At 65.6% G+C, this 14,156-nt stretch carries 14 protein-coding genes; 12 read left to right on the top strand and 2 right to left on the bottom strand.

The features are described from left to right. Window positions 1–147: 147 nt before the first annotated feature. The gene (locus ACIBI6_RS24875; RefSeq protein ID WP_364358253.1) at window positions 148–885 is read right to left on the bottom strand and encodes a GntR family transcriptional regulator; all 738 of its coding nucleotides are present in this window, start codon (window positions 883–885) and stop codon (window positions 148–150) included. 156 nt (window positions 886–1,041) lie between these two features. On the opposite strand from ACIBI6_RS24875, the gene iolC reads away from it, so the two are divergent. The 11 genes from iolC to ACIBI6_RS24820 all read left to right on the top strand — a co-directional run bounded on the left by iolC (window position 1,042) and on the right by ACIBI6_RS24820 (window position 12,047). Further along, window positions 1,042–2,040 (top strand): 5-dehydro-2-deoxygluconokinase, encoded by a 999-nt coding sequence (gene iolC / locus ACIBI6_RS24870; RefSeq protein ID WP_396958045.1) that lies wholly within the window; start codon window positions 1,042–1,044, stop codon window positions 2,038–2,040. Window positions 2,041–2,063: 23 nt separating this feature from the next. Continuing rightward, window positions 2,064–2,999, top strand: a complete 936-nt coding sequence (locus tag ACIBI6_RS24865; protein ID WP_396958209.1) for an aldolase — start codon at window positions 2,064–2,066, stop codon at window positions 2,997–2,999. 5 nt (window positions 3,000–3,004) lie between these two features. Further along, complete coding sequence (gene iolB, locus ACIBI6_RS24860; protein ID WP_364358244.1) at window positions 3,005–3,886, top strand: 5-deoxy-glucuronate isomerase; 882 nt, start codon at window positions 3,005–3,007, stop codon at window positions 3,884–3,886. A gap of 189 nt (window positions 3,887–4,075) precedes the next feature. Beyond that, entirely contained in the window at window positions 4,076–5,176 is a 1,101-nt protein-coding gene (locus tag ACIBI6_RS24855) for a radical SAM protein (RefSeq protein WP_364358241.1), read from the top strand. Beyond that, complete coding sequence (locus ACIBI6_RS24850) at window positions 5,173–6,414, top strand: acetyl-CoA carboxylase biotin carboxylase subunit family protein (protein ID WP_396958044.1); 1,242 nt, start codon at window positions 5,173–5,175, stop codon at window positions 6,412–6,414. The genes ACIBI6_RS24855 and ACIBI6_RS24850 overlap by 4 nt, the downstream gene beginning before the upstream one ends. Beyond that, window positions 6,402–7,655 (top strand): acetyl-CoA carboxylase biotin carboxylase subunit family protein, encoded by a 1,254-nt coding sequence (locus ACIBI6_RS24845; RefSeq protein WP_396958043.1) that lies wholly within the window; start codon window positions 6,402–6,404, stop codon window positions 7,653–7,655. Before ACIBI6_RS24850 ends, ACIBI6_RS24845 begins: the two co-directional genes overlap by 13 nt. Window positions 7,656–7,661: 6 nt before the next feature. Further along, complete coding sequence (locus tag ACIBI6_RS24840) at window positions 7,662–8,450, top strand: SDR family oxidoreductase (RefSeq protein WP_396958042.1); 789 nt, start codon at window positions 7,662–7,664, stop codon at window positions 8,448–8,450. Next, window positions 8,437–9,015: a histidine phosphatase family protein gene (locus ACIBI6_RS24835; protein ID WP_396958041.1), complete on the top strand. Its 579-nt coding sequence runs from the start codon at window positions 8,437–8,439 to the stop codon at window positions 9,013–9,015. The genes ACIBI6_RS24840 and ACIBI6_RS24835 overlap by 14 nt, the downstream gene beginning before the upstream one ends. Continuing rightward, entirely contained in the window at window positions 9,012–10,202 is a 1,191-nt protein-coding gene (locus tag ACIBI6_RS24830; RefSeq protein WP_396958040.1) for an MFS transporter, read from the top strand. The genes ACIBI6_RS24835 and ACIBI6_RS24830 overlap by 4 nt, the downstream gene beginning before the upstream one ends. Window positions 10,203–10,262: 60 nt before the next feature. Then, complete coding sequence (locus ACIBI6_RS24825) at window positions 10,263–11,141, top strand: alpha/beta hydrolase family esterase (RefSeq protein WP_396958039.1); 879 nt, start codon at window positions 10,263–10,265, stop codon at window positions 11,139–11,141. 339 nt (window positions 11,142–11,480) lie between these two features. Next, the gene (locus ACIBI6_RS24820) at window positions 11,481–12,047 is read left to right on the top strand and encodes a DUF3558 family protein (RefSeq protein ID WP_396958038.1); all 567 of its coding nucleotides are present in this window, start codon (window positions 11,481–11,483) and stop codon (window positions 12,045–12,047) included. 281 nt (window positions 12,048–12,328) lie between these two features. On the opposite strand, the gene ACIBI6_RS24815 is transcribed toward ACIBI6_RS24820, so the two are convergent. Further along, complete coding sequence (locus tag ACIBI6_RS24815; RefSeq protein ID WP_396958037.1) at window positions 12,329–13,105, bottom strand: NAD(P)H-dependent oxidoreductase; 777 nt, start codon at window positions 13,103–13,105, stop codon at window positions 12,329–12,331. Between the two features lie 140 nt (window positions 13,106–13,245). Between ACIBI6_RS24815 and ACIBI6_RS24810 the strand changes: the two genes are divergently transcribed. Next, a complete protein-coding gene (locus ACIBI6_RS24810) occupies window positions 13,246–14,100 on the top strand; it encodes a helix-turn-helix transcriptional regulator (RefSeq protein ID WP_364358214.1) in 855 nt (284 codons plus the stop codon). The last annotated feature ends 56 nt before the right edge of the window (window positions 14,101–14,156 follow it).

Raw genomic sequence — 14,156 nt, 5'->3', positions numbered from 1 at the left:
CTGGTTCAAACACAAGATCTGGCTGCTCGCCATCACCCGGCTGGGGAACCGCAAATACTTGGCAGAGCAGGACATTCACGTAGCACCGCTACGCACCGTGCTCGCTGGGATCCGCGCGGGGCGTAGGCAGGGAAATAGTTGAGATCTTCAGCGGCTCAGCACCGTGGTGTCGAAGAAATGCCGCGAGGCCCGGTAAACGTGCCTGCCCACTTCGATCGGACGCCCGGAATCATCGAAGGCGACCCGCTGCATGGTCAGCAACGGCGCGTTCGTGCGCTCGTCCAGCAGCTGCGCCTCGGCCCGGGTGGCACCGCGCGCGCCGATCCGCTGCCGCGCGAGTGCGATGTGAATGCCCTTGGCCCGCAGGCATTCATAGAATCCGTGCAGTTCGAGCTGGTCGGGTGCGGGCGCGAATTCGGCAGGCACGTAATTGGTCATGACCGCCAGCGGCTCACTTCCGGCGCGCCGCAGCCGGCGGAAGGTAACAAAGCGGGCGTCCTCGGGCACGCCGAGTTCCTTGGCGATATCGGGATCCGGAGCGCCGAGCTGGTAGTCGAGCAGTTCGGTGGTCGGCTCTTGGCCCGCGGTGAGCAGATCGTCGTACAGACTGGTCAATTCGACCGGGCGATGCACCTGATTCTGCACCACCTGGGTGCCGACTCCGCGCCTGCGCATCAACAGCCCTTTATCGACCAGCGCCTGGATCGCCTGCCGCGTGGTCGGCCGCGACAGATTGAGCCGTTTGGCCAGGTCCAGCTCATTTTCGAGGCGGTCTCCAGGAGCGAGCCGGCCTTCCAGGATGGCGTTCTCGATGCCTTGTGCCAGTTGGAAATACAGCGGGACCGGGCTGGTGCGGTCGATCGCGATATCCAGTGGCGCTGGCATCGTCGGCTCCTCGGGGCGAGCGGGCGCAGGTCAGCGCCCATTTCTTCCACTGTAAATCACGACCGGCAGGTTTTGATGCATATGTCCGTAAGTCAGTATGTCCTGACAAAGTCTTGACAAGTGGGAATGACGGGCGCACAGTCTGGATACGCGGCGATGCCCGTCCCCCTAGGACCCTGGAGTCAGCCTGTGAACGCTCAATTCGAGGTCGTGTCGACCGGTCGGGTCGGCGTCGACATCTATCCGCTGCAATCCGGCGTGGGTCTGGAAGATGTCGAAACCTTCGGAAAGTTCCTCGGTGGCAGTGCGGCCAATGTCGCCGTCGCGGCGGCTCGGCTCGGGCGGCGCACCGCGCTGTGGTCCGGCGTCGGCGCTGATCCCTTCGGCCGATATGTACGGCGCGAACTGGTCCGACTCGGCGTATCCGATGCCCTCGTGCAGACCAGCGACAGCTTGCCGACCCCGGTGACCTTCTGCGAGATCTTCCCGCCGGACGATTTCCCGCTGTACTTCTACCGCAAGCCGAGCGCACCGGACCTGCAGATAACCGGCGGCCAAGTAGATCCCGACATCATCCGAGATGCGGGCGTCTACTGGTCGACGGTCACCGGCTTGTCCCAAGAGCCTTCTCGTGCCGCGCATTTCGATGCCTGGTCGATCCGGCAACGGCGGCCGCTCACCGTACTCGATCTGGACTACCGGCCGATGTTCTGGGCCGAGGAGAACCAGGCCCGCACACAAGTGCGCGCGGCCCTGCCCCGGGTGACGGTGGCGGTCGGCAATCGCGAGGAGTGCCGCATCGCCGTCGACGAGACCGATCCGCACCGCGCCGCCGACGCGCTGTTGGATCTGGGTGTCGAACTGGCCATCGTCAAACAGGGGCCCGATGGGGTGCTCGGCAAGACCCGCCACGAATCAGTGATGGTGCCACCGGCCACCGTCGAAGTGGTCAACGGCCTCGGCGCGGGCGATGCCTTCGGCGGCAGTCTGTGTCACGGCCTGCTGGCCGGATGGGATCTGGAGACCATCCTGCGCCGCGCCAATGCCGCCGGTGCGATTGTGGCCGCCCGGCTCGAATGCTCCACCGCCATGCCGACCAGCGCCGAAATCGACGATCTCGTCGCGCTGTCACTGACCGGGGAGGCCCAGAAATGAAGGTAGCGTCGCGCAGCGATTCGATGAGGGGCGGTGGCCGGCAGACGGGCGGGCCCGATTCAACCTCGGCACCTGCGGCAGTGCGGTCCTATGCCGAGCTGACCGAGTTGCGTGCGGCCGATCCCGGCGCCATCGCCAGAGCCTTCGCCACGCGGACCCGCCGGGGTCTGGTGCGCGGCGACGGCCGGTTGATGATCATCGCCGCCGATCATCCGGCCCGCGGCGCGCTGTCGGCATCCGGCAACCCATATGCCATGAACAGCCGCAAGGAACTGCTGGACCGGCTGGTCACGGCATTGGCTCGGCCGGGTGTGGACGGCGTGCTCGGCACCGCTGACATCCTCGAGGATCTGCTGCTGCTCGGCGCGCTCGAGGACAAGGTCGTCTTCAGCTCGATGAACCGCGGTGGTATCGCTGGTGCGGATTTCGAGCTCGACGACCGGATGACCGGCTATACCGCGCGGGCCACTGCCGCGGCCGGGCTCAACGGCGCGAAAATGCTCAACCGGTTCGACCTCGCCGATCCCGGCACGCTGTCGATGATGACCGCGAGCGCCGCCGCCATCGATGATCTCGCCGAGTTCGGTTTGACCGCATTGCTCGAGCCGTTCATATCGCACCGGCCCGATGGGCCGGGGACCGATGTGGTCAACGACCTGTCACCGGATGCGGTCATCAAGAGCGTGCATCTGGCGCAGGGGTTGGGCTCGACCTCGGCCTACACCTGGTTGAAGCTGCCCGTCGTCGCGGAGATGGAGCGCGTCATGGATGCCACCACCCTGCCCACCCTCCTGCTCGGCGGCGACCCGCAGACCAGCCCTGCCGAAACCTATGCGCGCTGGGCGAAAGCCCTTGCGCTGCCGGGTGTTCGGGGTCTGATCGTGGGTCGTGCACTGCTGTATCCGCCGGACGACGATGTCGCGGGTGCGGTCGATACTGCCGTGTCACTGGTGCGGTGATCGCGATGCACAGCAAGCATTACGTACCCGCCGCCCGCACCTACCGTGCGCCGTACACGGTGGCGCTCACCCAGGAGGCGGCCGGGTGGGATCACGCCAGCCTGCACATCATCGAACTCGCGCCGGGACAGTCGCATCGCACGCACAGCCGTTGCGATGAGATCGTCGTGGTGCCGCTATCCGGTTCGTGCACCGTGGCCAGTGCTGGCGAGACATACGAATTAGCCGGGCGCAACAGCGTTTTCGACGGTCCGACCGACTTCGCCTATGTCGGGCGCGATCGCTCCTACACCGTAACCAGCACGGGTGGTGGACGATTCGCGCTCGGCGGTGCCCGTGCCGAGCGGCAGCTGCCGCTGCGCTATGTGCCCGCAGCCGATGTGGCGGTGGAGTTGCGCGGTGCGGGCAATTGCAGCCGCCAGGTGCACAATTTCGCGACCGCGGACACCTTCGAGGCCGATTCGATCATCGCCTGCGAGGTGATCACGCCCGGCGGGAATTGGTCGTCGTATCCGGCGCACAAACACGATGAGCTCTCCGATACCGAGACCCCGCTCGAGGAGATCTACTACTTCGAATTCGCCCGTGGCGCAGACGATTCGCCCGGATTCGGCTATCACCGGGTGTACGGGACTCCCGAGCGCCCGATCGATGTGCTCGAGGAGGTCCGCGACGGTGATGTAGTGCTGGTGCCGCACGGCTACCATGGACCATCTATCGCCGCCCCCGGCTATCACATGTACTACCTGAACATCATGGCCGGTCCCGGACCGGAGCGGGCTTGGCGGATCAGCGACCACCCGGCACAGACGTGGCTGCGCGGCACCTGGACCGATATGAAAATCGATCCGCGCCTCCCGATGAACACCGGGGAGACTCGACGGTAATCCGAATCTCCGCTTCCCACTGAATCTCCGGCTGGTTTCTCAGTATGGGGAACAGCTGTTGTCGGGGCGATGCCGGACAATCTCTTCTGGCTCGAAGTGGGCCTGCTTTCTTTGCCCCCCAATGCTTTACGAGTCATAGCACCGAGTGGGCGCAACGACTGCGGAATCGACTCCAGCAGAGGAGATATCGTGACCAGTGAGCGGGACGCGCTCTCGGACAGATACCGCAAGTTCCGGGTCGAGAATTTCCCGCAAACCGATTTGGCCGGTTATCTGCCCGTCGACGGCGTCGAAGTCAAATTTCTCGACGGATGCAATCGATCTTGCATCTTCTGTGTGAACGAGGATTACATCGGGAAACGGTTGAATCCGTTGGACACCGGTCGCTTCGCGCAGTCGCTGTTCGACTGGATCGACTCGCCCACCGAGCCGGAGCGGCCCGAGGCGGTCTACGGCACCGGCGGCGAGCCACTGATGGCGCTGGATCTGGTCGAGGAGGTCTTCCGACCGCTCGGCGAACGCGGCATCACCACGCGCCTGGTGACCAATGGCACGTTGCTGGACGAGAAGCGGATCGCCCGACTGGTCGACATGAAGTTATCCGGGGTGAAGGTCACCTACAACACCGCCGATGCCGCGCGACTGGCGACCCTGATGAAGGGCTCGAAATCCGATGACGCCGAACGGATTCTGCGCAATATCCGGCTGGCCAAGGCTGCCGGACTGTGGGTGTTCATCCGAATCGGGCTCGGCAAGCACAACTTCGACGAGGCACCGCGGATCTATCGCATCATGCGCGAGATCGGCGTCGATGTCGTACAGATCAAGCCATGGATTCCGTCCGGACTCGCGGCGGCGAATCAGACCGAGCTGAGCCTGAGTCCCCCCGTGCTTTTCGATCGGTTCACCGGAATCATGGAAGAGCTGTACGAGGAAATCCAGCAGCCAGGGGGTCCCGAGGTGACCGTCTCCTGCTATCCACCCGCGCGGAATCTGGGCTTTACCGTCAAGGATTGCGCCAATGTGGCCAAGATCTACTGTGAGCCCTGCGGCCATGCGCTGGTGTGCAACTTCTCCGACGAATACCTCGGCAGTTGGTTTCCCGAGGACGGTGGGCTGCTCGCGTGCGTCCAACGCCGCCGTGAGTTGTATCCGAAGATCATGGACGCCAACGGTGTCGCATCGTGCCCGGCCCGGCTGAACTGGTCCTCCCCCACCGCGGTGGTCAACCCCGCGCCCGAGTGGAAACCCGCGTCACTATTGCCGCTCGCTGTCATCAATGCCGAATGAGTCCACAGCGGATTTTGCTCCTTTCGCGTAAGCCGCTCGTCGAGCGCCCGTTGCACGAGTGGCTCGCGGAGGTGGTGACCGACACTGTTCTCATCACCGTGCCCGGGGCGTTGGCTGATATCGGAGCGGATGTTCGAGGCCGGTTTCGCGACTGCCGGACCGTAACGGACTACCAATCGTGGTCCACGGAATGGACGGCCGAATGCGCGGCGCGCGAGCACCGAGTCGGACTCGTCGCCAGTTCGAGCGAGGACGATGTGCTGCGCAGCGCACGACTGCGGGAACGGCTCGGATTACCGGGGCAGACAACGGAATCCGCGTGCGCCTACCGCGACAAGCTGATCATGAAGGATAGGGCGGCACGGGCCGGAGTGGAGGTCCCTGGACGGCGAGCGATCGACCGGCCAACCGACCTGATGGAGTTCATCGAAGAGGTGGGACTTCCCGTCGTCGTGAAGCCGCGCCGCGGCGCCGCATCCATCGGAGTGCGCATCCTGCGCGACGGATCCGATGTCACCGCATTTCTGGCGTCGGGCGAATTGCCCGCGGCGCCACAGCGTTCGGGCCGGTTGATCGCCGAGGAATACATAGACGGCGACTTCTTCCATGTGGATGGCGTAATAGCCGATGCGGCGGTGGTGCACTGCTGGCCGAGCCAGTACAACAGCGGCAATGCCGAAGCCGCACAGACAGAGTCCGAACTGTCCAGCGTGCTGCTTGCTGCGGACGACCCGAGAACCTTTGCACTGCAAGAGTTTGCCGCCGACGTCCATCGCGCTATGTCGACGCCTTCGTTTCCGACGAGCTTCCATCTGGAGGCATGGATACCTGCGCACGGCAGGCCGGTGCTGTGTGAGGTCGCCTCCCGGACCGGTGGTGCTCTTATTGCCCGAACCTATCGGGAAGCGTTCGGCGTGCATCTTTCCCGGGAGAATCTGCGCGGACAGTGCGGACTGGGCCTCGAACTGAGGCATCAACCCGCCGTGCCTCGGCGCGCCGGTGGCTGGGTGCTCTTCCCACCCGGACACGGCCGGTTCGAACCGCCAACCGGCGCCTGTCCCGTTTCCGGATCGGAAGTCGAATTGCACATGCCCGCAGGCACTTTCGCGCAAGGGCCGGAATATGCCGCACATTCGGCGGCGGCGGTCGCGGTGCATGCCGACACCGCCGCACAGGTGCGGGAACGAATCCGGGAGACAACGCGCTGGTGGGCCGAGGAGGTTCGGTGGCTGAATTGATCCGCGAGCGTCCACGTCGGGTGGCGGTGCTGTCGAAGAAACCGTTGACCACGCATCGATACGATCGCTGGCTATCGGAATTCCGGACAACACTTTTCGCCGAGGACACGCCCGCGAGTCGCACCTTATTGTCCGGGGAACACCAATACTCGACCTGGCACCTCTTCCCGGATTGGAAGCGCAACCGAGCTGTCGACCAAGCGGTCGCGGCTGAGCATGCCGAACAGCCCTTCGACCGGATCATCGCGCTGAGCGAATGCGATCTCGTCCGAGCCGCCGAACTTCGCGATTACCTCGATATTCCGGGGCAGAGCCTGGCATCGGCCACAGCGTTCCGGAACAAGTCTGTCATGAAGTCGCTGGCAGGCCGTGCCGGGTTGCGCATTCCGGAGCATCGCCTCGTGGACTCGATTGCCACCCTGATGGACTTCGCGGACAACCACCCCGATGGTGTCGTGGTCAAACCGGTCGACGGATCGGGCTCGGTCGGCGTCGTGGTGTTGCACGGCCGAACCGAGATCGAGGCTTGGGCGCATTCCCGCGCGCTGTCATCTGACGACCCCGCCGACTACCTCGTCGAAGAATGGGTTGCGACACCGATGCTTTCGGTGGACGGACTCATGCGAGCGGGTCGGGTCCAGGCCGTAATGGTCGGCGCCTACACCCGGACCTGCCTGCATTCGCTGGTCGAATTGGAGCCGCATGGCATTCTGCTGCTCGACGCCGACGATCCGCGTGCCGCCTCGGCCCGCGATTACCTCGACCGGCTGCTGCGCGCACTGCCTGCCCCAGAGGAGACCATGAGTTTTCATTGCGAGCTCTTCGATCACCCCCGCCACGGCCCGATACTCTGCGAGATCGCTTGCCGCACGGGCGGCGGCAATGTGAACCTGATCGCCCGCGAAGCTCTCGGTATTGATCTGGACCAGGCTTGCTGTCTCGGGCAGGCCAGTATAGACGTGCCGGTCGAACGCACGATGCCCGAATCCGGGCGCTGCTACGGGGATATCGTCGTGCCGCGGTCTCCGCGATCACTGCCCGTTGGTCTGCGCTGCGATCTCCCCGGCGTCATTCGGTTCCACCGGAAGGATCGTCCCGGACGTGCCGCGAAGGTGTCGGACTACGTGATCGATGCGCTGCTGGCGGACGACGACCACGTGGGGGTGCGCCGGGTGTACGACTCGGTCATCGAATGGCTGGACGAGCACATGCTGCCCGAGTCCGCGAATGGGCGGTGCTGACCCGCGATGGATCTCGGACTAGCCGGACGCGCTTATTTCGTCACCGGGGGCAGCCGCGGCATCGGAGCAGCGGTGGTGGCGCTGCTGCTCGCCGAAGGGGCTGCGGTCGCGACCTGTGCCAGAGACACTGGGGCGCTGGAGCGGATGCGGGCCGCGCTACCACCCGAGCACGTCGACCGGCTGCTGACGCACACCGCCGACGTTCGGGATGCGCTGGCCCTGGAACAGGCCGTCGGGCGGGCGCTCGAACAGTTCGGACGGCTCGATGGTGTGCTGGCCAATGCGGGGGCCGGGGTGTCCGGCGGTGTACTGACGACACCGGAATCGGAGTGGCACAACCAGTTCCAGATGAAAGTGGGATCGGTGCTGAACCTCGTTACCCCGGCGCTGCCCGCGCTGCGAGAGTCGGACGCTGGACGGGTGGTGGTCGTCAACGGTGTCACCGCGCACGCGCCCGAGCCGAGCATGGCTGCGGTCAGCGCGACGCGGGCCGCCGTGGCCAACCTGACCCGTTCGCTCGCCATTGAACTGGCGCCGTCCGGGGTTCTGGTCAATGCGATCAGCCTCGGTGCGATCGCGACCGACCGCCAGCACGCGCGATACCTCGCCTCCGGGAGAGCCGAGCCCTTCGATGACTGGTGCGCGTCCGAGGCGAGCCGAAGGGGGATACTGCTGGGGCGGTTCGGTACACCGCAGGACGTGGCTCCCATTGCAGCACTATTGCTTTCGCCGATCTGTTCCTATGTGACCGGCAGTTCCATCGATGTCTCGGGCGGTTCGGGTGGCCGTACCTGATTGGGAGATCGTCATTGCCAGACACGGCCCGACCGAATGGTCACGAGCCGGGCGATTCAGCGGTCATACCGACATTCCACTGTCCGCGGAGGGGCGGACCCGGGCAGCCGATCTCGGCAGCGCACTGCGGCGACCGCTACCGGAACGCATCGTCAGCAGCGACCTGACCCGGGCACGACAGACTGCTGAAGCAATCGCCCTAGCCGCCGGGCTCGACCCGAGCCTGATCGCGATCAGCAGCAGGCTGCGCGAAGAATCGCTCGGATCATGGGAAGGCCGCACTCCAGGCCGAATCGCCAGCACCAACCCGGATGGCTACGCCCGCTGGCTGGCAGGTGACATCGGTGCATTCGACGGTAGAGAAGGACTGGCGGCGGTGGCGCGGCGGGCTGTTCCCGTAGTGCTCGAGCAGTGCGCCGGGCGGCCTCGGACGACCGGGCGGCTCGTCGTGGTCACACATGCGAATACAGCGTTGGCAATCATCGGCGCGCTCGGCGATATTCCGCCCGGCGAATGGGCGGACCTGCCATGTCCCGGACCTGCCCAAGCCATGGTCCTGTGGTGAGCGGGGCCGCTCGGGCACTGGCCTGCGCGGTGCTGATCACCGCCTTCGGCAACGGTCTGTATCTCGCCGGTGCGGTGCTCTTTCTGACCCGCTCGGTCGGGCTGAGCGGCACCGACGTGGGAATCGGACTGACGATGGCGGGCGTGACCGGACTCGGCGCGGGGCCGGTGGTGGGTCACCTCGCCGATCGCTTCGGTGCGCGCGAGATCTATCTGCTCACACTGACCGCCGAGGCGCTTGCCACAGGAAGTCTTGTCCTGGTGCACAGTTTCGCGGTTTTCGTGGTCGTCGCGGCCGCGGTCGGCGTTGCCGAGCAGGGCAGTAGAGCCGTGCGTGGTGCGCTGATCGCACGGATCGGCGAGGATACGCGAGCGCGGCTGCGTGGCTATCTGCGATCCGTCACCAATATCGGCGTGGCTTTGGGTGCCGCCGGTGCGGGTCTGGCCATCCGATCCGATACGCGCACAGCATATTCGGCACTGATCCTTGTCGATGCCGCGAGTTTCCTGCTCACCGCGCTGGTAATCGCTCGGATTCCGCGACAGTCGCCGCTGCCACGGCCCGAGCGCCGCACCATGCGCCGCGGCCGGTTGGACCTGCCGTTCCTGGCCGTCACCGCGGTATACGGCCTGCTGTCGCTGCAGTATGCGGTGCTAACAGTGGCGCTGCCGCTGTGGATCGTCTCCCATACCCGCGCTCCGGCCTGGCTGGTCTCGCCGCTGCTGCTGACGAACACGCTACTTGTCGTCATGCTTCAGGTGCGAGCGGGCCGCCGCGTCGATTCCATCGCCGACGGAATTACGATCACCCGCCGGGCCGCTGTCCTGCTGGCGCTGAGCTGCCTGCTGTTCTGCGTAAGCGGTGCCGGCTCGGCAGTTTTCGCCGCTTCGGTCCTGACGCTCGCGGTGATAGTGCACACGTTGGGCGAAATATGCCACGCCGCAGGAGAATTCGAGCTCAGCTTCGCCCTTGCGCCGGATCATGCACAAGGCCGCTATCAGGGGATCTTCGGCATGGGAACGGGAGTCTTCATCGCCGCCGCCCCGGCTTTGCTCAGCGTGGTCTGCATTGATCGCGGCCCGGCCGGATGGGTTCTGCTCGCCGGCGTATTGCTGACCGCTGGACTCGGCATCGGGCCGATAGCGCGCTGGGCCCAACGCCGCGCGGTACATCTGGTCGACGCGTGACACCGAGCAGGCTCGTTACGTGGCCGAGGTGGTGGTTCGAACAGTGGTATACCTCAGCTGGTGGGCGATGAATTAGTGACCGGCGAGTTGGCCGTTGATGGGCTCATGCGCAGCGTTGCCGTGCGTCCACCGCGGGAACGGAATGCACCGTTGGTCGTTGTGCTGCACGGCAATTTCTCGGCCAGCGAGCGGACGCATGCCAGGCCGATCATGTACGACTGGACCAGTTTCGCCGCCCATGCCGACGAATGGGGCATTGCCGTCGCGTACCCCGATGGTCACGGCGGCTGCTGGGCCGACGGGCGCGGCGTCACAACGGCCGACGAGGCCGGGGTGGACGATGTGTCGTTCTTGTGCGCGGTGATCGATTGGTGCGCCGACCGGTTCGGTACCGCGCCGGATCGGACACTCGTCGCCGGTATATCCAACGGCGCGTTCATGTCTCACCGATTCGCGCTGGAGGCCGCCGATCGAGTGCCGGTGTTGGCCGCGGTCGCCGGTGGGTTCCCCGCGGCGTTGCTCGATATACGGCCCACCCATGCGGTGTCGGCGATGCTCATCAATGGTGATGCCGACCCGATTCAACCGATCACCGGCGGATACTCACGGCGCAGCAGGGCGAACGGCGAATCTCGCGGCCACACATTGGGATTGATCGAAACCGCCCGGCACTGGCAGGGCCTGGATCGCTGTGCGGACGACGGGGGCACGGTTACGACGGACAACTCGAGCCGCCACACAGTGACCGGCGGCGTCGGCGGGACGGAGGTCTCGGCGTGGACAGTTTTCGAAGGCGGCCACACCTGGCCGGGCACCCCTGTTCCCGCAGAATGGGCCGACACCCCCGGCTCGGCAGTCACCCTGGAATTCGATGCCGCAGAACAGATCTGGAACTTCGCCCACCCTCTCTTGGTCCCAGCGCCAACCCGCAAACTCTGAACTCCTGGGCCGCGCCCGCTGCGGCACCGGCCGCCCTTTCGCGCCGACACGCAGCACTGACCCCAACCGCACCGACGAGGATGCTGTGATGCCCGGTGGTTGTCAGGAGACGGCGAGTTCGGCGACTCAGCGGTGTCATCACCCACTGACCACGCGGTACCGGCGCGGACGGCATGAATGCTCGCGCGCACCGATTCCCACGCCACCCGTGTTTCGCTCCCCGATTACCTGCGCGGCGTGACAGAAGATGCGCGGGAGCACGATCCCTCCGCATACGGCACAACACGGGCTTGCTCCGCCTAAGATCGGTCGCGTACGCGCTCAGGGAGGGAGCCGATCATGTTCGATCTTTCGCGTTATCACACGCTCACAGCCATCGGGCTGTTGATGCTGCTCGGCACAACCGGTTGCGATGCCGACGACCCGAGTTCGCCCGCATCTCCGAGCACCAGCCCGTCGGCGGTGAGCCCGACCCGCACCACGCCGCGTACCTTCGCCGATCTCGCAACTCACCCTTGCAGCGCCTTGGATGCCGCGGATACCACCCGATTCGGGGTCACCGCCCCCGGCACCGAACAACCCGCCGCCGCTCGCGGATGCTTCTGGACAACCCCCACCACCGGATTCAGTTTCTATCCCCATCCCTCATCCGATCTGACAACACCGCTGCCGCCAGTCCCGGGCGCGACTGCGATAACCGTCGCGGACCATCGAGCCGTCCAGATCCGCCAGTCCCTCCAGGACGGCAAGGAGGCAGGCTGCACCATCACCGTCGCCACAACGACCGGCGGATCGTTCAACGTCGAGGTCGCAATCGCGGGCGCAGGCAGCGACACGGCACCCGTCGTCGACACCTGCGCGCTCGGAATCGATATCGCGACAGCAGTTCTCAGCCACGTGGCATAACCGCAGCGCCGCTCAACCGGTGCGGAAGGTGGGTCGCCTGGAGGGCTACCGAACCGAACCAGGTTCGACGTACGCCGAACCCAGTTCCGGGCGCGGGTCGGCTCGATCAAGCCGAGCGCGTCTTCGCACTGGTGCGGCCGCACCGCGGGCGCACCTCGACAAGTGGGATCGCGCGATCGAGTACGCCCGGCAAGCCGCATCCTTTTCGATCGACGAATCCGACAACCGCCCCACTGCCCGTGTTAGTTCTCGGCGCGCCTTCGCCGTGGCCGCGCGGCCGATCAGGCGCGAATATGTAGGCCGAAGCCCGTGCGGCCCTTGGCTTCCAGACCTTCACGCAGGCGCAGGGACGGCATTTCGTAGTCGCCGCCGTTCTGGGTGCGGAAGGCGATGGGGTCGGTCTCTTCGATCGACAGTAGGCGCTGCTCCCAGGCCTTGGCGGTGTCGGTGAAGTCTTCGGGCGAAAGGCGGTCCGTGCTGTAGGTCAGGAACGGGGGCAGCACGTCCATGCCGGGGTAGTAGAAGATGCCGTGCTGGATCGGGAAGAGGAGATCGTCGATGGGGCCGTTGATGCCGCGGTCGGTGTAATGCGATTCGCGGCCGCCGATCGTCACCGACAGCATGGCCCGCTTGCCCGCGAGGGTGCCCTCCCCGTATCGGTCGCCGTAGCGGGTGTCGCTGTGTTCGCCGACGCCATAGGCGAAGTGGTAGGTGAAGACTCGGTCGACCCAGCCCTTGAGGATTGCCGGCATCGAGTACCACCACAGCGGGAATTGGAAGATCACGGTATCGGCCCAGAGCAGTTTTTCCTGCTCGGCCGCGATGTCGGCGGTGAGTGTGCCGGTGTCGTACGCGCGACCGGAGTCCGTGGCGACCCGCAGCGGGCCGCTCGTCCCGCCGAAATCGTCGGCGTCGACGGTCGCCTTCCATCGCATCGCGTACAGGTCGCTGACCTGCACCTCGTGCCCGGCCTCGCGCAGGGTTGTCACCGCGATGTCCTTGAGCGTGCCGTTGAGTGACCGCGGTTCGGGGTGTGCGTGGACGATGAGTGTCCGCATTTGCTGCTCCTTCGGATCGGATGTGTTCGATATTCGGCGTCTGTGCGGCCGCCGTTCAGGGACGCTTTTTCCATCGGACGGGACTTCCTGGTATCGGCAGGACCACCCTTGCCCCGCGAAATCGTGGCAATACTGGAGGGATGGACGAGCTCAGCGACTTCCTGCGCACGCGGCGGTCCCGCGTGGATCCCGGCTCCGTCGGCATTGCGGCCGATTCGCGCCGTCGGGTGGCCGGGTTGCGCCGGGAGGAGGTCGCGCATCTGTCCGGGGTAAGCGTCGACTATTACGTTCGCTTGGAGCAGGGACGCGCCCGGCAGCCATCCGCGCAGGTCCTCGATGCGCTGGCCAGGGTGCTCGGCCTCGCCGATGTGGAACGCGAGCATCTACACCGGCTGGCCCGCCGTCCACAGCGCCCGGTGAAGCCGGTTCCGAATGTCCGCATTCGCCCCGAGTTACGGCGGGTGTTGGATCTGATCCCTGACGCACCCGCTTTCATCGTCGATCACCGCCTCGAGGTGATGGCGGGCAACCGGCTCGCGGAACTGCTGTACGGACACAGCCCGATGAAGGGCTTGAATATCGCCCGCCATATCTTCTTGGACGACTGCGGCGCACGCTCGCTCTACGCCCAGTGGGAGGTCTGCACCCGCGATGTCGTCGGCCACCTGCGCCTCGCGGCGGGCAAGTATCCCGACGATCCGAAACTGTCGGCCCTGATCGGCGAACTCGCCGTGCACAGCGACCGCTTCCGCAAGCTGTGGGCACGCGCCGACGTCCGCTCCCGAACCCACGGCCGCAAGGCCTTCGTCCATCCCCTGGTCGGCACCCTGGACCTACATCAGGAGAACTTCGCGCTACCGGAGGAAACCGGCACCGAGCTCGTCATCCTGTCCGCTGAACCAGGCAGCGAATCCCACGACAACCTGCGCCTACTGGCCAGCCTCGGCGCCACGGACGCCGTGGTTACGCCGGACCGGCATATGACGCAACCCTAGCGAGCGTCATTTTTGATGTAATACGGTCCATACTTCGGGTGTTCGAATCCGATTCC

The organism is Nocardia sp. NPDC050412 (genome assembly GCF_044458825.1).
GTDB lineage: Bacteria > Actinomycetota > Actinomycetes > Mycobacteriales > Mycobacteriaceae > Nocardia.
The sequence above is the reverse complement of the archived record's forward strand: the minus strand, read 5'-3'. Positions and strand labels throughout refer to the sequence as shown.